Origin of the sequence: Nocardia aurantiaca (assembly GCF_009708175.1) — a bacterium.
Lineage (GTDB): Bacteria > Actinomycetota > Actinomycetes > Mycobacteriales > Mycobacteriaceae > Nocardia > Nocardia aurantiaca.
On sequence record NZ_WMBB01000011.1, the window covers coordinates 158949 to 176231 of the forward strand.

12 protein-coding genes are annotated in these 17283 nt (G+C 69.4%); 2 read left to right on the forward strand and 10 right to left on the reverse strand.

Features of this window, described 5'->3' with window-relative positions; all coding sequences use genetic code 11:
* Positions 1-60 precede the first annotated feature (60 nt).
* Complete coding sequence (ilvD, locus tag GLP40_RS23650; protein WP_154790187.1) at positions 61-1914, forward strand: dihydroxy-acid dehydratase; 1854 nt, start codon at positions 61-63, stop codon at positions 1912-1914.
* Between the two features lie 200 nt (positions 1915-2114).
* On the opposite strand, the gene GLP40_RS23655 is transcribed toward ilvD, so the two are convergent.
* The 7 genes from GLP40_RS23655 to GLP40_RS23685 all read right to left on the reverse strand — a co-directional run bounded on the left by GLP40_RS23655 (position 2115) and on the right by GLP40_RS23685 (position 11975).
* Positions 2115-3338 carry an acetyl-CoA acetyltransferase gene (locus GLP40_RS23655; protein WP_328290568.1) on the reverse strand — a complete coding sequence of 408 codons (1224 nt, stop codon included), beginning with the start codon at positions 3336-3338 and terminating at the stop codon, positions 2115-2117.
* Between the two features lie 26 nt (positions 3339-3364).
* Complete coding sequence (locus GLP40_RS34040; protein ID WP_154790189.1) at positions 3365-5092, reverse strand: class I adenylate-forming enzyme family protein; 1728 nt, start codon at positions 5090-5092, stop codon at positions 3365-3367.
* A 42-nt stretch (positions 5093-5134) separates the two neighbouring features.
* On the reverse strand, positions 5135-6319 hold the full coding sequence (locus tag GLP40_RS23665) for an acetyl-CoA C-acyltransferase (RefSeq protein ID WP_154790190.1): 1185 nt from the start codon (positions 6317-6319) through the stop codon (positions 5135-5137).
* Positions 6312-7514 carry an LLM class flavin-dependent oxidoreductase gene (locus GLP40_RS23670; RefSeq protein ID WP_328290569.1) on the reverse strand — a complete coding sequence of 401 codons (1203 nt, stop codon included), beginning with the start codon at positions 7512-7514 and terminating at the stop codon, positions 6312-6314. Before GLP40_RS23670 ends, GLP40_RS23665 begins: the two co-directional genes overlap by 8 nt.
* A gap of 14 nt (positions 7515-7528) precedes the next feature.
* The gene (locus GLP40_RS23675) at positions 7529-8989 is read right to left on the reverse strand and encodes a carotenoid oxygenase family protein (protein ID WP_154790191.1); all 1461 of its coding nucleotides are present in this window, start codon (positions 8987-8989) and stop codon (positions 7529-7531) included.
* Between the two features lie 83 nt (positions 8990-9072).
* Positions 9073-9975, reverse strand: coding sequence for a winged helix-turn-helix transcriptional regulator (locus GLP40_RS34900; protein ID WP_328290570.1), 903 nt, complete (start codon positions 9973-9975; stop codon positions 9073-9075).
* A 44-nt stretch (positions 9976-10019) separates the two neighbouring features.
* On the reverse strand, positions 10020-11975 hold the full coding sequence (locus GLP40_RS23685) for an MFS transporter (RefSeq protein ID WP_154790192.1): 1956 nt from the start codon (positions 11973-11975) through the stop codon (positions 10020-10022).
* 236 nt (positions 11976-12211) lie between these two features.
* Here GLP40_RS23685 and GLP40_RS23690 point away from each other — a divergent pair, with 236 nt between their 5' ends.
* A complete protein-coding gene (locus GLP40_RS23690; protein ID WP_328290571.1) occupies positions 12212-12742 on the forward strand; it encodes a GtrA family protein in 531 nt (176 codons plus the stop codon).
* A gap of 66 nt (positions 12743-12808) precedes the next feature.
* Here the strand turns inward: GLP40_RS23690 and GLP40_RS23695 are convergent, their stop codons facing one another.
* The 3 genes from GLP40_RS23695 to iolB form a co-directional block, all read right to left on the reverse strand.
* A complete protein-coding gene (locus GLP40_RS23695; RefSeq protein ID WP_230329859.1) occupies positions 12809-14323 on the reverse strand; it encodes a hypothetical protein in 1515 nt (504 codons plus the stop codon).
* Positions 14324-14474: 151 nt separating this feature from the next.
* Positions 14475-16340 (reverse strand): 3D-(3,5/4)-trihydroxycyclohexane-1,2-dione acylhydrolase (decyclizing), encoded by a 1866-nt coding sequence (iolD, locus tag GLP40_RS23700; RefSeq protein ID WP_154790194.1) that lies wholly within the window; start codon positions 16338-16340, stop codon positions 14475-14477.
* A complete protein-coding gene (gene iolB, locus GLP40_RS23705) occupies positions 16337-17227 on the reverse strand; it encodes a 5-deoxy-glucuronate isomerase (RefSeq protein WP_154790195.1) in 891 nt (296 codons plus the stop codon). The genes iolD and iolB overlap by 4 nt, the downstream gene beginning before the upstream one ends.
* Positions 17228-17283 lie beyond the last annotated feature (56 nt).

The following is a 17283-nucleotide window of genomic DNA, read 5'->3' on the forward strand; positions in this document are numbered from 1 at the left end:
GGCAAACTCCAACCACGCAGTTGCAACCACCCGGTTGCAGATTGAGGAGGAGGTGGCGTGATGCCCGAGTTGCGCTCCCGCACGGTCACGCACGGACGGAATATGGCCGGGGCCCGCGCCCTCATGCGGGCCAGCGGCGTTCCCTCGGCGGATATCGGCCGCAAGCCCGTCATCGCCATCGCGAACAGCTTCACGGAGTTCGTGCCCGGCCACACCCACCTCCAGCCGGTCGGCCGCATGGTCTCCGAGGCGGTGCGCGCCGCGGGCGGCATCGCACGCGAGTTCAACACCATTGCCGTGGACGACGGAATCGCCATGGGGCACAGCGGCATGCTCTACTCGCTGCCATCGCGCGATCTGATCGCGGATTCGATCGAGTACATGGTGAATGCGCACTGCGCCGATGCCCTGGTATGCGTCTCCAACTGCGACAAGATCACTCCCGGCATGCTCATGGCGGCGATGCGGCTGAACATCCCGACGGTGTTCGTCTCCGGCGGCCCGATGGAGGGCGGCACCGCGGTGCTGGTCGACGGCACGGTGCGCAGCCGACTGGATCTCATCGTCACCATGGCCGAGGCGGTCTCGCCCGAGGTGTCCGACGCGGATCTCGAGCGCATCGAGGAGAACGCCTGTCCGACCTGCGGCTCATGCGCGGGCATGTTCACCGCGAACTCCATGAACTGCCTGACCGAGGCCCTGGGGCTGGCGCTGCCGGGCAATGGCACCACCCTGGCCACCCATTCCGCGCGCGCTGAGCTCTACCGGGCCGCGGGCCGCGCGGTCATGGATCTGGCGCGCCGCTACTACGACGAGGACGACGCGACGGTCCTGCCCCGGAACATCGCCTCCCGCAAGGCCTTCGACAATGCGATGGCCCTGGACCTGGCCATGGGCGGGTCCACCAACACGGTGCTGCACCTGCTGGCGGCCGCACGGGAGGCGGGACTGGACTACACGCTCACCGATATCGAGAAGATGTCGCTGCGCGTGCCGTGCCTGTGCAGGGTCGCGCCCAATGGCGACCATCTGATCGAGGACGTGCACCGGGCGGGCGGCATTCCCGCGCTGTTGGGCGAGCTGGACCGCGCCGGGATGCTGCACCGCGATGTTCATGCCGTGCACGCGGATTCACTCGCCGAATGGCTTGGTGAGTGGGATGTGCGGGGCGGCCGGCCCACCCCCGCCGCCCTGGAGTTGTTCCATGCCGCGCCCGGCGGCAAGCGATCGGCGATGGCATTCTCCCAGTCCGAACGCTGGCATACCCTGGACCTGGACGCCGCGGTGGGCTGCATTCGCGATCGGGCCCACGCACACTCGCGTGATGGCGGCCTGGCGGTGTTGCGCGGCAATCTGTCTCCCGACGGCGCGGTGGTGAAGTCGGCGGGCGTAGCCGCGCACATGCACACCTTCACCGGCCCGGCCGTGGTGGTCGAGTCGCAGGAGGACGCGGTCGAGGCGATCCTGTCGGGCCGGATCGAGGCCGGGGATGTGCTGGTCATCCGCTACGAGGGTCCGCGCGGCGGGCCGGGCATGCAGGAAATGCTGTATCCGACTTCCTATCTGAAGGGCCTCGGCCTCGCCGAGGAGTGCGCGCTGATCACCGACGGCCGGTTCTCGGGTGGCTCGTCCGGCTGCTCCATCGGCCACATCTCACCCGAGGCCGCGGCGGGCGGTCCGCTGGCACTGGTCCACGATGGCGACTCCATCACCATCGACATCCCATCGCGCACCCTTACCCTCCACGTCGACGACGCCGAATTGGCCACTCGCCGTATCGAATTGGAGGCCGGCAGCGGCTATCGGCCGCGCCACCGCGAACGTGAGGTTTCCCTGGCATTGAAAACCTATGCCCTGCTCGCCACCTCGTCCGACCGGGGAGCGGTCCGCGACCCGGCCAAACTCGCCGAGTGAGACGTGGGCCCGGGTCCTCACGGCGGGCGTCCGCCGTGAGGACGGTGGGCCTCACTCACCATCACCACGATGCTGAGGACCGCCCTCGGATCCGGTACGCGCCGGCCCACGGTGACCCGCCTCCGCGGCACGCGGGGCCCGATGGGCACCGGCCCCACACCGCCGCGTGACAAGTCCGTCAACTCCACACCGTGCGGGCGTCAGCCGGCGGTGGATTCGACGACGAAGCTCGCGACCGTGGTGGTGCTGCCGCCGATATTGACTGTGCCGTATCGGGTGACGTCCGCCAGCTGAGGGTCGCCGGCCTGCCCGGTGACCTGCTTGTAGGCGTCGAGAAGCATCCGGACCCCGGTCGCGCCGACCGGGTGACCGACACCGATGAGGCCGCCACCGGGATTGATCGGCAGGCTGCCGGTGCGGGTGATGTCGCCGGATTCCACGGCCTTCCAGCTCTCGCCGGGCGCGGTGAGACCGAGGTGGTCGATGGCCAGGTACTCGGACATGGAGAAGCAGTCGTGGACCTCGACGCCGTCGAGCTGGTGGATGTCGGCGAGCCCGGCCCGGGACAGGGCGTCCAGGACGGCCGTGCGGATGTGGGGGAAGACGTAGGCTTCGGCGGCGGAGGCGCGGAACTTCTCCTCGAGCGGGAGGCCGACCGTGCGGTGGCCCCAGCCGGAGATCACCGCGGTGCGCTCGGCGCGGGCAGGGCTGTGCCGCTTCAGGAACCGGTCCGAGACCAGGATCACAGCGGCCGCGCCGTCGGTCATCTGGCTGCAGTCCTGGCGGCGCAGCATGCCGGTCACCGGCGGGTTGGCGGTGTCGTCGTCGGTGAAGCTGGTGTCGGAATAGCTCCAATTCCGGGTCTGGGCATACGGATTCGACCGCGCGTTCGCGATATTGAGTTCGCTGATGGCGCGCAGGTGGGCGGGGTCGAGTCCGTAGCGGCGGTCGTATTCCTCGGCGATGGCGGCGAATTGGGTCGGCCAGACCAGGTCGGTGCCCTGCGCCTCGTGACCCGCCCAGGCCGCCGCGCCCATGTATGCCGCGGCCTGCCCACCGGGGACGGTCTTCTCGAGTTCCGCGCCGAGCACCAGCGCGCAGTCGTAGCGGCCGGATTCGAGGTCGGCCATGGCGGCCAGGGCCGCCATGCTGCCGGAGGCGCAGGCGGCCTCGTGACGGGAGGCGGGGATTCCCCACAGGTCCGGATGGATGGTGGCGGGCATACCGCCGAGATGGCCTTGGCCGGTGAACAATTGACCGAAGGCATTGCCGACATGGATCACCTCGATCGCGGTGGCATCGAGATGAGTGGCGGCGAGCGTCTCGTCCAGGACGGCGCGGATCAGGGCGTCGAATCCGAGGCCGACGCGGTGCCAGTTGACGGCGAAATCGGTTTGGCCGCCGCCCAGAATGTGCACGGACACGGAGTCCTCCTGTTGTCGAAGTGTGGTCAGAGTCGGGCGCGCAGTTCCCGGCGCAGCAGTTTGCCGACCGGATTGCGCGGGAGCGCGTCGGTGATCTCCAGGCGCTCGGGCAGTTTGAAGGACGCGACCTCGCGCGCCCTGAGATGCGTGACCAGATCCTCGAGGGTCACCGTCGCGCCGGGTGCGGGAACGACCACGGCACAGCATCTCTCGCCGAGCACCGCGTCCGGGTAGCCGACCACCCCCACATCCGCGACCGCGGGATGATCCATGAGCAGGCCCTCGATCTCCGCGGGTGCGATATTCATGCCGCCGCGGATGATGATCTCCTTCACCCGGTCTACGAAGCGCAGGTATCTGCCGCCCTCGCCGCACAGTTCGAAGACGTCACCGCTGCACAGGTATCCGTCGTGGTCGAAGGGTCCGGTGTCGGCCGTGCCGGGCAGGTAGCCGCCGAAGACGGCCGGTCCGCGCAGCCGCAGCTCGCCGCGCCCGCCGATCTCGGTGACCGTCTCCCCGCTCGTGACGTCGACCAGTTTCACCGCCGTCCGCTCGGCCAGCCTGGTGGACCAGCGCACTCCCGCCGCCCCGTAGTACGGCAGATGCTGGGCGCGCAGTGTCGGATCCGGAATGTCGGCGGGTGCGCCCAGCAGGCTCACGCCCTCATTGGATCCGAAGAAGTTGATCACCTGTATGCCCAGCTCCTCCTGCCAGCGCCGGACCACCGGCGGCGGCAGCGGCGCACCGCCCGAGCCGACCGTGCGCAGCGAGGACAGGTCTGCTCGGGCGCGCAGGGCGTCGTTCTGCAAGAGCATGGTGAGCAGAGCGGGCGGCATGCTGGTGTGGGTGACTCGATGCTCGGCGATCTGCCGGAAGAAGACCGTCAGGTCCAGCGGATGATGCTGCACGAGGTGCCCGCCCGCCAGCAGCCACGGCAGGAACGAGCCCGCGAACCCGGCCATGTTCACCATGGGAAACGGGTTGAGCACCACCGAATCCGGGGTCACGCCCAGCCCGTCCTGAACGCCGCCCGCCACGGCCAGCCAGTCGCCGTGACAGCGGGGAACGCCCTTGGGCGCGGCCTCGGTGCCGCTGGTCCAGCAGACGGTGATGCGGTCGTTCACGGTGACCGGGAGTGCGGAGGCGTAGTCGCGCACGCGATTCCGGGCAGGCGTGCCGACCGGATCGCCGAGGGGTATCGCGTGTTCCGGGACGCCGGGACCGAAGCCGAAGACGGTGCGCTTCCCGTCGGCGACGGTCAGCGCCTCCGCGGCGATCTCCCGGTCTCCCAGCGCCCCAACGGTAATGATGGCCTCGGCATCGGTCGCCGCGACAATGCCGGACAGCTCGTGCCGCCGGAAGGACACCGGCATGGGCGTGGCGACCGCGCCCAGTCGCCACAGGGCGAGGTAGACCGCCGTCAATGCGATCGAGTTGGGCAGCTGGATCACGACGGTCGATCCTGGACGAATCCCGTTGGCCAGCAGGGTCGCCGCGATGTCGAGGACGTGGTCGTCGAGCTCGCGCCAGGTGAGAGTGCGCGGGTGCGCTCCGGTCAGATCCGCCAGATTGGCCGGGTCGGTGATCGCGGGGGCGTCGGGGGCCTCGGTGACGCGGTGGCGGAAGACGTCAGGAATCGTCTCGGGCTGCCACCAGCCGCGCTCGAGATAGGTGCGCACGGTGTCCGCGGGATGGCAGGGCCGCACCGCACGATCGGTACTGGGAGTGGTTGCGGAGGAGAATGTTTCGACCATCGGGATTCCCTGGTGACGAGTTGGTCCGGTGACGGCGGCGGGTCAGGTGAGGCGGCGCAGCACCACGGCCGCGCCGAGTCCGAGCGCGGCGGGAATGGCGACCAGCGCGTGCTCGCCATCGCGGCGGCGCAGTTCGTCCAGCGCCAGGGCGAGGAGAATCCCTCCGGTCGCGCCGAGCGGGTGCCCGACCGCGACCGCGCCGCCGGACGGATTCACCCGCGCCGCATCCAGTCCGAGCTCGCGCATGAGCACCAGCGGTGTGACGGCGAAGGATTCGTTCACCTCGATCACATCCAGCTGCGCGGGCGAGATTCCCGCCCGTTGCAGCGCCACCCGGGCCGCACTGGTCGGCGCGGTCAGCAGCGGCGATCGGACGGCTGTCTGTGCCGTGCCCACGATCTGCGCGACCGGCGGCCTGCCGAGAATGCGTTCCGCCTGCCGATTGCCCAGCAGCAGCGCCGAAGCGCCGTCTGCCAATTGCGGTGCGGTGGCGATGGTGTGCAGCCCGCCGATCGGATGTCGTGCGCGCGGCATCCGCCGAGCCACCCGCCCCCAGGACGGGTCGGCGCCGAACAGGGTCGGCAGGGCCGCGAAGGCGGATGCGCAGGCGTCCGGCCGCGCGCCCTCGTCGGCGGCGAGTATCACGCTGTCGCCCTTGCGTACCGGGATCACCGACTCCGAAGTAGCAGCGCCACTGGCCCTTCGATGCGACCGCACCGCGTAGGCATCCAGTTCCGGCCGGGTGATGCCGTACTCGGCCGCCGTCAGATCCGCCGATACTCCAATGGTCACGAACCCGGTCCGCTCCCCCAGATCGGCGTCCACGGCGATGGCGGGCCGGTCCGTGAGCATGGGTACGCGGGACATCGACTCGACTCCGCCCGCGACGATCACATCGGCGAACCCGGCCGCCACCCGCGCGGCCGCGCCCTCCACCGCGTCCAAGCCCGAACAGCACAGCCGCGACACCACCGCTCCCGGTACCGAATCCGGCCATCCGGCCCACAACACCGCGGACCGGGCGACATTCCCGCCGTGCTCGCCCACCGCGGTACTCACGCCGACGAACACGTCGTCCACGGCCGCGGGCGGACACCCGCGTTCTTCCAGCGCCGTCAGCAATTGCCCGAACAGTTCGTACGGCGGGATCTCCGCCAACGTGCCGCCGCCCTTGCGCACCCGCCCCCGCGGCGAGCGCACCGCGTCGTAGACGAACGCCTCACTCATCGACACTCCCTTCGGGCCGTCCCGCCGACTGCGCGCGAATTCCTGCCAGCGCCTCCAGCGTCCGTTGACCGGCGGGATCGTCGTCGGCGGTCACCGGCACGATGACCACCTCGTCCGCACCGGCGTCCCGGTACCGGCCGAGCCGGGCGGCCACCGTCTCGGCATCCCCGAATATGCCGACGGCCGCGGGCAATTCGTTCGGAATGGCCGCCAGCACCTGACGTGGGTGCGCTCCGGTGCGCGCCAGCTCGACCACATCGCCGAACCCGGCCTCGGTGAACATGGCGTCATACCCCGGAGCGCGGAGATAGCCGACCACCCCTCGACGAACCGTGACGAGCATGCCCGCATCGGGCTCGAATGCCGCGGTCACCCACACCGAAACGGGCGGTGCCGGCCGCCCGGCCGCCGCAGCGAATTCACGTATGACAGCGACGCATCGGGCGACCTGAGCCGGTGTCACCAGATTGAGCACGACGCGGTCGGCGCAACGCGCGGCGACCTCCAGCGCGCGCTCGCCGAAGGCCGCCACTACGACCTCGCCGCCGCGGGGCGCGGCCACGGCGCGGGGCCCCGCGTTCTCGGCCTCGTCCACGGTGGCGGCACCCTCGGGCGCGGTAGGGGGCCGCGACTGCTGCTCACGCCCATGCCTGGCGTGCGCGGATCCCACACTGGGCCGGCCGATCTGGGCGTCCGTGTGCGGCCCGTCGACGCTGCGGGCGAGCGTCGGGCCCAGAGCGGGCAGGCGCAGGCGGAACCCTCGCACGCGTTCGATCAGGCCGTCGTACTCGACTTTCTCGCCGGCCAGCAATGCCCGGACGATGCGGGTCGCTTCCTCCAGATGCCGTGCGGTGCGGTGTCTTCGGCGGCCGTGCCAGTCCCGGACCACCACCGTGCTGGAGCTGCCGAGGGCGATGTCGACCGGGCGACCGGTGAGGGCGGCGACGGTGGCGGTCCCCATGGCGATGGTCGCGGGACTGCGCACGCCGATGGCCAGCGGGCCGATGCACAGCGGGATGCGGCCCGGCGACCGTCCGATGGCGGTGGCGAGAGCGAAGGCGTCGAAGGTCGCCATCTCGCCGATCCACAGCCGGTGGTAGCCGAGCCGGTCGGCGGCCTCGGCCACCCGCAGGGCGTCGAGGGGTTCACGGTTCTGCCAGTAGGGGAGGCTGACGCTCAGATGCGAAAAGGGCACGCGGACAGCCTCTTTCAGGAAAGAGGGCGGGCAGCGGCCCGCATGCGGTCGCCACTGACCCAGGTGGCGTGGAAGCCGAGCGGGACGCGGACCGGCAGGCCGAGACGGCAGACGGGTCCGGCGGCGAGGTCGGCGGCGTCGTAGATCCACACCTCGCCCAGGCCGGTGTGATTGTTGTGGGCGAACATGGTGAGCCAGGCGTCGTCCTCGGCGGTGCCGCCGGAGCGCGGAACCACGGCGAGTTCGCTGCCGTAGATGCCGTCGCCGAAGGGCGCGGTCTGCTTCGCGCCGGTGAGGATGTCGTACTTGATGACGGCGTCGAAGATCATGGTGCGGTCGACCGAGAGGCGCATCTGATAGGAGTAGCGGCCTCGGCGGCCGGTGATGCCCTGGTCGATGGCGGGGAATTCGGTGTTGACGTCGTCCATGGCCTCCTCGAGGGTGGCGCCCGTGCGGAGGTTGAAGCGGTACCTGTACAGCGTGGCCTCGGGCCGCAGGTAGGCCAGCAGCTGTGCGAGCGGGTGGGCGCGATCGGACACCGGGCTGGGCTCGCAGACGCGGCAGACCACCAGGACGATCTCCTCGCCCTCCTCCCAGGAGTTGACCGTGTGGTAGATGTAGCCGGATTCGGCCTCGAACCACTTCGCTTGCGCCCCTTCGCCGTAACGCGGCAGCACCGCGAATCGGCTGGGCAGGGTGCGGTCGAAGAAGATCTTGAAGCGGCCGGCGGCGGCCGCGCGCGGATCGTTGTAGAGCGGCAGATCCATGAGGATCGAATGGTTCTCGGTGATCGCCATATCGTGCGGCAGGCGCGGACCGGGCAGTTCCAGGCCGGTGAAATGAGTGACGGCGCCGTCCGGGTCGGCCACCCCGTAGCGCAGATAGGGCGAGTGGATGCCGTAGTCGAAGAACAGCAGCTCCTCGGTGCGCTCGTCCACCTTGGCGTGCGCCGACATCTCCCCGCGCAGGGTGCCGTCGAAGGTGTCGATGCCGCGGGTCTCGAGGCTGATCGGGTCGAGCGCATAGGGCTTGCCCGCTCGGTACCACAGGGCCAGCAGATTGCCGTGGTGGTAGACGACATCGGTATTGGCCGAGTTGCGTTCGCGGCGATCACCGGGCGGGTTCTCGTTCCAAGGCTCGATCACACCGCGCCACAGGGCCGTTCCCGCCGCGCGCTCGGCATCGAACTCGCCGGTGCGGATGAAGCGGTTGCGGTAGGTGGCCCGACCGTTTTCGAAGTGGACCGCGTGCAGCATGCCGTCGCCGTCGAACCAGTGGTAGCGGCCGATCGGTGCGAACTGCGGGTTGGGGCCGTTGCGCACGTAGACGCCGTCGAGGTCGACCGGCAATTCGCCGTGCAGCACCGTCAGATTCGTGGCGGTGGTCTCCTGCGCGCAGGGCGTGTACGGGCCTTCCAGATACGGGTTGGTGAGCGCTTCCGCGGCGGGCGCGATGAGTTCTTCGTTGAGCGGCATGAGAAGCCTCCAGCAACCGGGCAGGCAATGCCCGGCAAGATTCACTACAGTTAATGAAGTGATACGCGTCTCACCAGAGGCTGTCAAGGGGTCGGTCGGGCGACCGGCGGCTCGAAGCGAACCTCCCGGCGGCCGAGCACGGCGTCACAGCCGCGGCAGCGCAGTGCGGGGACCAGGACCGCGCCGCACTCCTTGTGGCGGATGCGCAGACCGGGTTCCGGGGTCTCCGGATGCGCGCGGTCGGACCAGGCGAGCAGAAACGCGAAGACCCCGAACAGCGCTCGCCCGCGCGGCGTCAGCCGATAGTCGCGGCCGCCCGCCTCGGGCCGGTTCAGGATGCCCGCGTCCACCAACCGCGCGAGTCGCTCGGTGAGCGTGGTCGGCGACATATTCAGTGCCGCACGGAAATCCGAGAAACGCCGCACGCCGGCGAGCGCCAGCCCGGTGACGGCCGCGCTCCACCGGTCGCCGATGGCCTCCATGATCTCGTCGAACCGCGCGTCGCCGCGTGCGATCCCGGCCGCGCGCGCCGAACGCCGGCGACCGGACGCGAGATGCCACAGCGCATCCCGATCCAGCTCCACCTCGGTGTCGTGGGCGGTCACGTCGCGACCGCAGCCGCGGCACATGATGACCGGCGGGCCCCGATGCCCGCACTCGGTGTGGGTGAATTCGGGCAGCAGCGCCCACTCCGGGGTCCACTCCCGCTGCCAGGACCAGACGCAGACCAGAATCTCCCAGGTCGCCAGACCCAGTTCGGTGAGCCGGTATTCGTAACGATCCGCCGAGCCCGCCCGCGGGGCGCGTTCCAGGACCCCGGCGTCGACCAGCGCCGCCAGCCGCGCGGTGAGCACGGCGGGCGGCGCCCCGGTGCGGTCGGCCCACTGGGTGAACCGGCTCGCGTGGTCGACGAAGGCGTGCCGCAGGATCGTCAGCGTCAGGCGATCACCGAGTAGATCGAAGGTCGCGGCTACCGGATTTCTCACTTCAATAACTGTACTTCAGTCCCCGCTACCAACACGTCGGCGCCCTACTCGTTCAAGGCCGCCAGCTCGCGTTGCACCGCCACGTCGTGCTCGGCCGTATCCTCGGCCGCCTTCTTCGGACTCCAATGCCCGGACATGAGGAACACGAACGGCAAGAACACCACTTGCGCGATCAGGCAGATCAGCCACCAGCGCTTCCACTGCTTCGCCGAATCCGCCTTGGCCTGCTGGACGTCCTTGCCGTGCGCGGAGAGGTACGCCAGATCGTCGGCCGGTATGGCACTCACCGCTTTGAGCTTCGCGCTCGCGACCGCGAGTTGTGGACCGACCTGCGAGACCACGGTCAGCTGATCGAGCGGGACCTTCTGGGCGGCCGCGATCCGGGCGGCGGCCTGATCCGGCGGGATATTGAACTTCCGCGCGACCTGCCCGACCGCGGTCGCCGCGGTCGCCTGATCGCCGGGGTTCAGCATCAGCTTGACCAGTATCTGCGAATCGATCGCCTGCAAGGTGGCCAGTTCGTCCGGGTACTTGGCGTTCACCGACAGCGCCGTCTGCACGTCCGAGGGCGAGGCCCCGGTCAGCTTCACCAGCGCGTTCACCTGTGCCGCTTGATCGTTCGGATTCTTGCCGAGCGCCGTCAGCGTGTCCTCGCCGACGGTCTGGATGGTGGCGATCTCGTCGCGGTACTTGGTCGAAATCGTTTGCAGCCGTGGGCCGTAGTTCACCAGCGTGCCCGCGGCGGTGACCACCACCAACAGGCCGAAGAGCACCAGGGTGACGATCGTGCGCAAGATGCCGCCCCACACCGCCAGCCCCACCGCCGTGGCCGCGGGATTGCGTTTCTCCACGGTCTCGGTGAAACCGGCCATCCACGTGGCGTAGACGATGCCGCTGCCCAGGGCGATCAGGGTCAGCACTGCCGCGAACGTGTAGTAGTCGGTGCCGGCCTTGTCTGTGTAGCCCATGAAGGTGTAAACGCCCACGATGCTGACGATCGAACCGAAGATCATGAACGGTTTGCGCACCTTCAGTCGGTCGGACACGATGCCGGTGACCACCAGGGTGATCGCGCTCGCGATCCAGTACCAGTTGCCGAGCCCGTTGGCCTGCGCCGAGGTGAAGCCGAAGTTGGTCGCCATGTACACCGCGAGGAACGAGATGATGGTGTAGAAGAACGCCAGGAACACCGAGATCGCGAAGGCCGAACCCACGATGTCGGGGTGCATCATCTGCCGCCACTGATGCCGTTCCAGCTTGCTCACGTCGAGGCCGCGGGCCCGCGCCTCGATGAGCGCGCGGTCGCGCAGCGACACCATGATCTGATCGCGCAGCGCGGGACTGAGCTCGCGCAGCGCCACCAGCGCGAGCAGCGCGATCACCACGCTGATCACACCGCACAGCCGGTAGGCGTACTGCCAGTCGGGATGCGCGTCGAGGGTGTGGTTGGCCACCTCCGTGGTGACGAGTGCGCCCAGTACCGGGCCGAGCGTCCAGAATCCCATGGCCGATGCGCGGTCCAGCTGTGGCGAGAAGTCGCGTACCAGTGCGGGAGTCGCGACCAGCACCGCGCCCTCCACGATGCTGACCAGACTGTAGGTGATCAGATACTGCTCTTTGGTGGTGCAGGCCGGCACCGCGAACAGGGTGAGCAGCGAACAGATCACCATCCCGTAGGCGACGATATTGGCGCGTCCCCACCGATCCAGCAGGCCGGTCACCACCGAGGCCACCGCGCCGAACGCCGCGCCCACGATGAAGATGCCGACGAAGTACCGGAAGGTCAGATGGAAGTAGGCGATGAGCTGATTGCCCACCGAACCCGCCACGATCTGCTGGTAGTAGAGGGAGATCGAGGTGATCACCACGACGAACAGGTACCAGGCACGCGCGGGCGTGTCCGGATAATGCGGTAGTTTGCGCTGCCAGAGGCCGGTGAGCAGGGTCGGCGGCGCAGCTCCCGGCGCGGCCGGAGGGACAGCAATCGGAGTGGTACTCATTATCGAGATGCCTTTCTCAACACGGCATGTGAACCATCACGAGCAGCCGGGTGAGAACAGAGTAGCGATCATGAGTGACCTGAATCACTGTTACCGACATCCGCACTAGACAATTGCGACAAAAATGCTGTTTCCAAGCGCCCGCACATGTCGCGGACGCCGCGTCAGCGGGGGGTGTCAGGTCGACGCAAGGCCGGTGTCAGCCCGGTGTCAGGCGAGAAGGCGACCGTAATGGCGTGAACAGCACAACTATTGCCGATATCGAGTCGCACAGGACGTTCGGGGACACGACAGTCCCCGACGACATCGTGCCGACCATCGGCGCGGGGACCCACCCGATGCCGTGCACGGCATGGGCCGGGCGGGTGATGCGGTCTCTGCGCGGAGATCACCTGCTCGCCCAGTTGGCGCGGTTCGCACTGGTCGGCGGATGCAGCAATGTCGGCTATGTGGTGTCGTTCATGGCCGTGAGCGGTATCGGGCCGCTGGCGGGCAATATCGCGGGGTCGATCGTCAGCACCGCGATCGCGAATGAACTGCATCGCCGGCTCACGTTCCGAGCGGCCGGGCGGGTCAGGTGGTTCACCGCGCAGTGGGGAGGAGGCGGGCTGGCGTTGGCCGGTCTGCTGATCAGTACGGGGACGCTGGCCGGTCTCGCGTTCTGGGCGCCCGGGCTCGGCGAGGCGGCGCAGGCGGGCGCGGTGATCGCCATCATGGCGACGGTCGGTGGAATGCGGTTCCTGGCGCTGCGCGGGTTCGTCTTCTGAACGCTGGATTCCAGCCGGCGCCGACAGGGGAACCGCGAATATCACTGGAGGAAAGCAGTCTGCCTGCTACCCGTCGGCGCCGCGGAAGTAGAGGACGTTGGAGCCGTGACCGGCCAGCGGGCCCGCCTCGGCGGCCTGGCGGATGCCGCTGCCGGGAAGGCAGGTCAGTTTGGTGAACATGGTGGTGTTGCCGAAAGCCGAGCGGACCTGGGTTTCGGAGGCGTAGTCCGCGCCGTAGTCGGAGAGGGCCTTGAAATCCAAAGGGGCCAACGGCTTTTCGAGAGGGATCTGCGCCGCGGGGAGACCGAGGGCGGCGTACTGGGTGGCCGCGCCACCCTCGTACCAGCAGAGTTCGTAGGACATCTGCTCGGTGGTGGTGACGCTGACCACCGGCCACTCCTGGGATAGCCGCAGCGCCAGCGGGTGGCGGCCGACGGGGGCGACCTCCCAGTTCAGGCTCTTCACCGACACCCAGTGATCGGAGGCCTTCTCGATGAGGACCACGTCCTCGCCGAGCCGTTCGGCCGAGTTGGGTTCGGGCTCGGGTGTGCTCCAGTGCTTTTCGTCCACCCCGAGGTAGGACGAGCTGGTCACCGGCTGCGCACCGTCGGCGATGTAGGCGGCGAGGATGGCCGCGCGCACCAGGGTGACGGCATTGCGCGAGGAGCAGCGCACGCCCAGCGCGCCGAACGAGGTGCTGATCTCCACCGGCTTGGAGGGCTGATCCGGCAGCGCGCCCGCGGCGATCGGCTTGAGGCCGACCAGGGCGAGCTGCCAGTTGATCTCCTCGATGGTCGCCAGGTCACCGGCGGTCTGATAGAGGATCTGCTGCTGGGTCAGGTAGCCCGCGCGCTCGAGGGTGGCGCATTCCAGCTTGCGCAGGGCGGTGACGGTCTTGCTGGTGAATCCGATGTCCTCGACCCGGATTTCGCGCAGCCGCTGCGTCATGGCCGCGGAGGTGACGCTCGCGTAGCACTCGCGGTACATGGCCAGCGCCTGCTTACGCTGGCGGCCCACCATGAGGGTCCGCAGCAGGGTGTTGAGCGAGGAGAGGTACCGGTTGGCCTGGTCCGGGTCGGCGGCGAAGAGCCCGGCGCGAATGCGCACCGCGTCCTCGCCGGCGGCGACGGCGGCCTTCGGATCCAGCCGGCACAGCCACACACTGCATTTGGACAACGCGTCCGCCGAGGCGCCCGCCGCGAGCGGATAGTTCTGCGCCACATGCCGATACGCCTGGCAGGCATTGCGAATGGTGGAGGTGGCCAACTCGCGGTGCCCGATGGTGCGGGCGGCCTGTTCGAACAGCCGCAGCGCCTCGGTCACCTCGGCGGCGAACGGCGCGGTCACGTGTCCGGCGGTGAGCCAGCGCAGCCGGATGAGCACCGCCTCCTGGGCGGGCTCGAGCGCCGAGGCCGACCGATCCCGCTGTGCGGGGTCGGTCTTGGTGGCCATGAGGGCGCGGGCCAGCTCGCACAGCGAGGTGGCCAGTGCCAGCTCGGTTTCGGGCGTACGGTCCCGCGCGGCCCCGCGATCCGCGGCCACCCGCCGCTCGATGGCGCTGAGATCCATTGCGACCTTCAAACTCCCGTATTCCGTGCACGCTCTCGGACGGACGCATTCGATCGCCCATCGACCGACGCGTATTTGCGCCGAGTCTGCCACACATTCGGCCCACGGGTCACTCAACCGGTGGTATGCCCGGATTCGGCTCGCCCGCGCTCGGGGGCGTCGATCACGCGGAGTGCGTGTAGCGCAATTGCCGCGGTTTCGCCCTGTCGTACTCCGCGCGCCCCGAGAGATGGTGCGGCACACCGACTTCCCACCAGGCGCCCGCCTCGGTCCAGTCCGATGGCCTGGTGCGGACGACCACGACGGCGGGCCGCTGTTCGGTGCGGGCGGCGTCGCGGGCGCTGACGTAGGCGTCGCGGAACTCGCCGAGTTCGCCCGCGGTGAACACCGCGCAACCCAATGCCCGCGCGTGGGCGGCGAAATCGACGCGCGGCGGGGTGGCGTGGCTGGTCCGGCAGTCGGCATAGAAGTTGTTGAACGGGTCCGCGCCCTGCCCTTCCTGGAGTCGCGCGATGACCGCGTACCCGTCGTTGTCGCAGACGACCGCGACGAGCGGATGCCCGGCGAAGGCGGCGGAGAAGAGCTCGGAGTTGAGCATGAGGTAGGAACCGTCCCCGAGCAGGGTGGTGACCAGGCCCTCCGGCGCGGCCACCCCCGAACGCGTCCGCGCGAGCGCCGCACCCCAGGCCCCGGCGAGCTCGTAGCCCATGCAGGAGAAGCCGTATTCGACATCCATGGTCGGCGCGCCGCCGACGGCACGCCAGCCGCCGACGAGTTCGCCGGGCAGGCCGCCGGAGGCGGTCATGACGTAGTCGGAGGCGCCGCTCAGGTCGTTCACGGCTCCGACGAGCTGCGCATAACCGGGTATGCCCGGTGTCGGCGCGCGGAGTTTGTCGATGTGCGCGTCCCATTCGGCCCGCACCGCGGCGGCGCGCGCCGTCCACTCCGGCTCGGCGAGCCACTCCCCCACCTCGGGTGCGAGGTCCCGCAAGGTGGTGTCGGCATCGCCGACCACCGCCAGCCCGCCGTGTTTGACCGCGTCGAATCGGGCCGTATTGAGGTGGACCAGACGGACTTCGGGAGCGAAGACCGTCCAGGACGCGGTGGTGAAGTCCTGCAGCCGGGTGCCGACGGCCAGCACCACGTCCGCCGCCGCGGCGAGGGTGTTGGCCGACGCCGCGCCGGTGATGCCGAGCGGTCCCGCGTACAGCCGATGATCGTGCGGGACCAGGGTGCGTCCCGCGGTGGTCTCGGTCACTGGAATCCCATGGCGCTCAGCGAATTCCAGCGCCCGTGCGCCCGCTCCCGAATACCTGACACCGCCACCGAGGACCAGCAGCGGGCGGTGTGCCCCGCGCAGGACTCGCGCGGCCTCGGTGACATCGCGGCGATCGGGACGCGGTCGCGGGACACGGTGCGCAACGGGTTCGAACAAGACGTCCGGGAAATCGTAGGTCTCGGCCTGCACGTCCTGCGGCAGCGCGAGGACCACGGGCCCGGCATCGGCCGGGTCGGTGAGCACCCGGGCAACCTGCGGCAGCGTGGCAAGAAGCTGCTCGGGCCGAGTGATCCGGTCGAAGTAGCGGCTCACCGCCCGGAACGCGTCATTGACCGTGGTCGTGGGATCCCCGAAGTGCTCGACCTGCTGCAACACCGGATCGGGTGCGCGGCTGACGAAGGTGTCGCCGGGCAACAGCAGCAGCGGCAGCCGATTCGCGTGCGCTACACCGGCGGCCGTCACCATGTTCAGCGCGCCCGGCCCGATGGACGAGGTGGCGATGCCGACCTGCCGCCGCTGGGTCGCCTTGGCCAATCCGATGGCCGCCAGCGCCATGCCCTGCTCGGTGTGTCCACGCCACAGCGGCAGTTCGTCCCGCCGTTCGGCCAACGCGGTGCCCAGTCCCAGTACATTGCCGTGTCCGAAGATGCCGAAAGCGGCTGGGAACAAGGGCACCTCGTCGCCGTCGAGCGTCTCCGAACGCTGGGCCACCAGCCAGGCCACCAGGGCTTGCGCGGTCGTGAGCCTCATACGAGCCGTCCTTCGTGGGAGGTGACCGGGCACCGCGGATCCGCTGCCTCGCTCGCCCACGCAGCCCGCACCCAGGCGTGGACGGGGTCGTCGCAGAAGGCCATCGATCGCTCGGGCGCGGGCCCGGCCAGTACGTTCAGGTAGTACATGGGGTACCCGGGCGCGGCGACGCACGGACCGTGATACCCGTGCGGCACCAGGAAGACGTCCCCGTCCCGGACCGCCACGTTCTCGTCCAGGGCGCCGTCGGCGGTATAGGTGCGGTGCATCCCGAAACCCGCGCGCCCCGACGTGATTCCGTCGCGCCCGGCAATGCGGAAGTAGTAGATCTCCTCGTTGACGACCTCGCACTCGGAGGCTTCGTCGTGCTTGTGCGGCGGATAGGAGGACCAGTTCCCGTCGGGGGTGATCAGTTCGCAGGCATTCAGCTTGTCCGCGTGGTCCCACACGCCCGGCGTCCCGAAATTCGTCACCTGCCTGGTAGCCCGCCCCGCCCCGCGCACCTCGACCGGAACCCGTTCGGCCGGACCATATTTCGGATCCAGCCGATTCGTACAGCGCGCCATCGGCAACGCCGCCTCGATCCCGCCCACCGTGGACAGCTCCACCTCCGCGTCCCGCGGCACATAGGCGAAGTCGGTCACCCGCGTGAAAACCGAATCGCGCCCGGCGAGTTCGAACCTGCGCCCGTCCACCCGCACCGCGCACGCCCCGGCCAGCGGCAGCACGAACGCTTCGAACTCCCCGGTGCGCACCACCCGCCGCTCCCCCGCTGCCAGCCGCAGCACCCGCAACCCGGTGTAGGTCCAGCCCGCCTCCTCCGGCGTCAGCAGTACGGGATCGCCCGAATCCGCGAGCGTTCCAGCCCGACGGTGCAAATTCTTCATCGCCGCTCCCACTTCTCGCCCGCACGCCCGGCCCAGGGTTCCCGCGGTCCGACGGC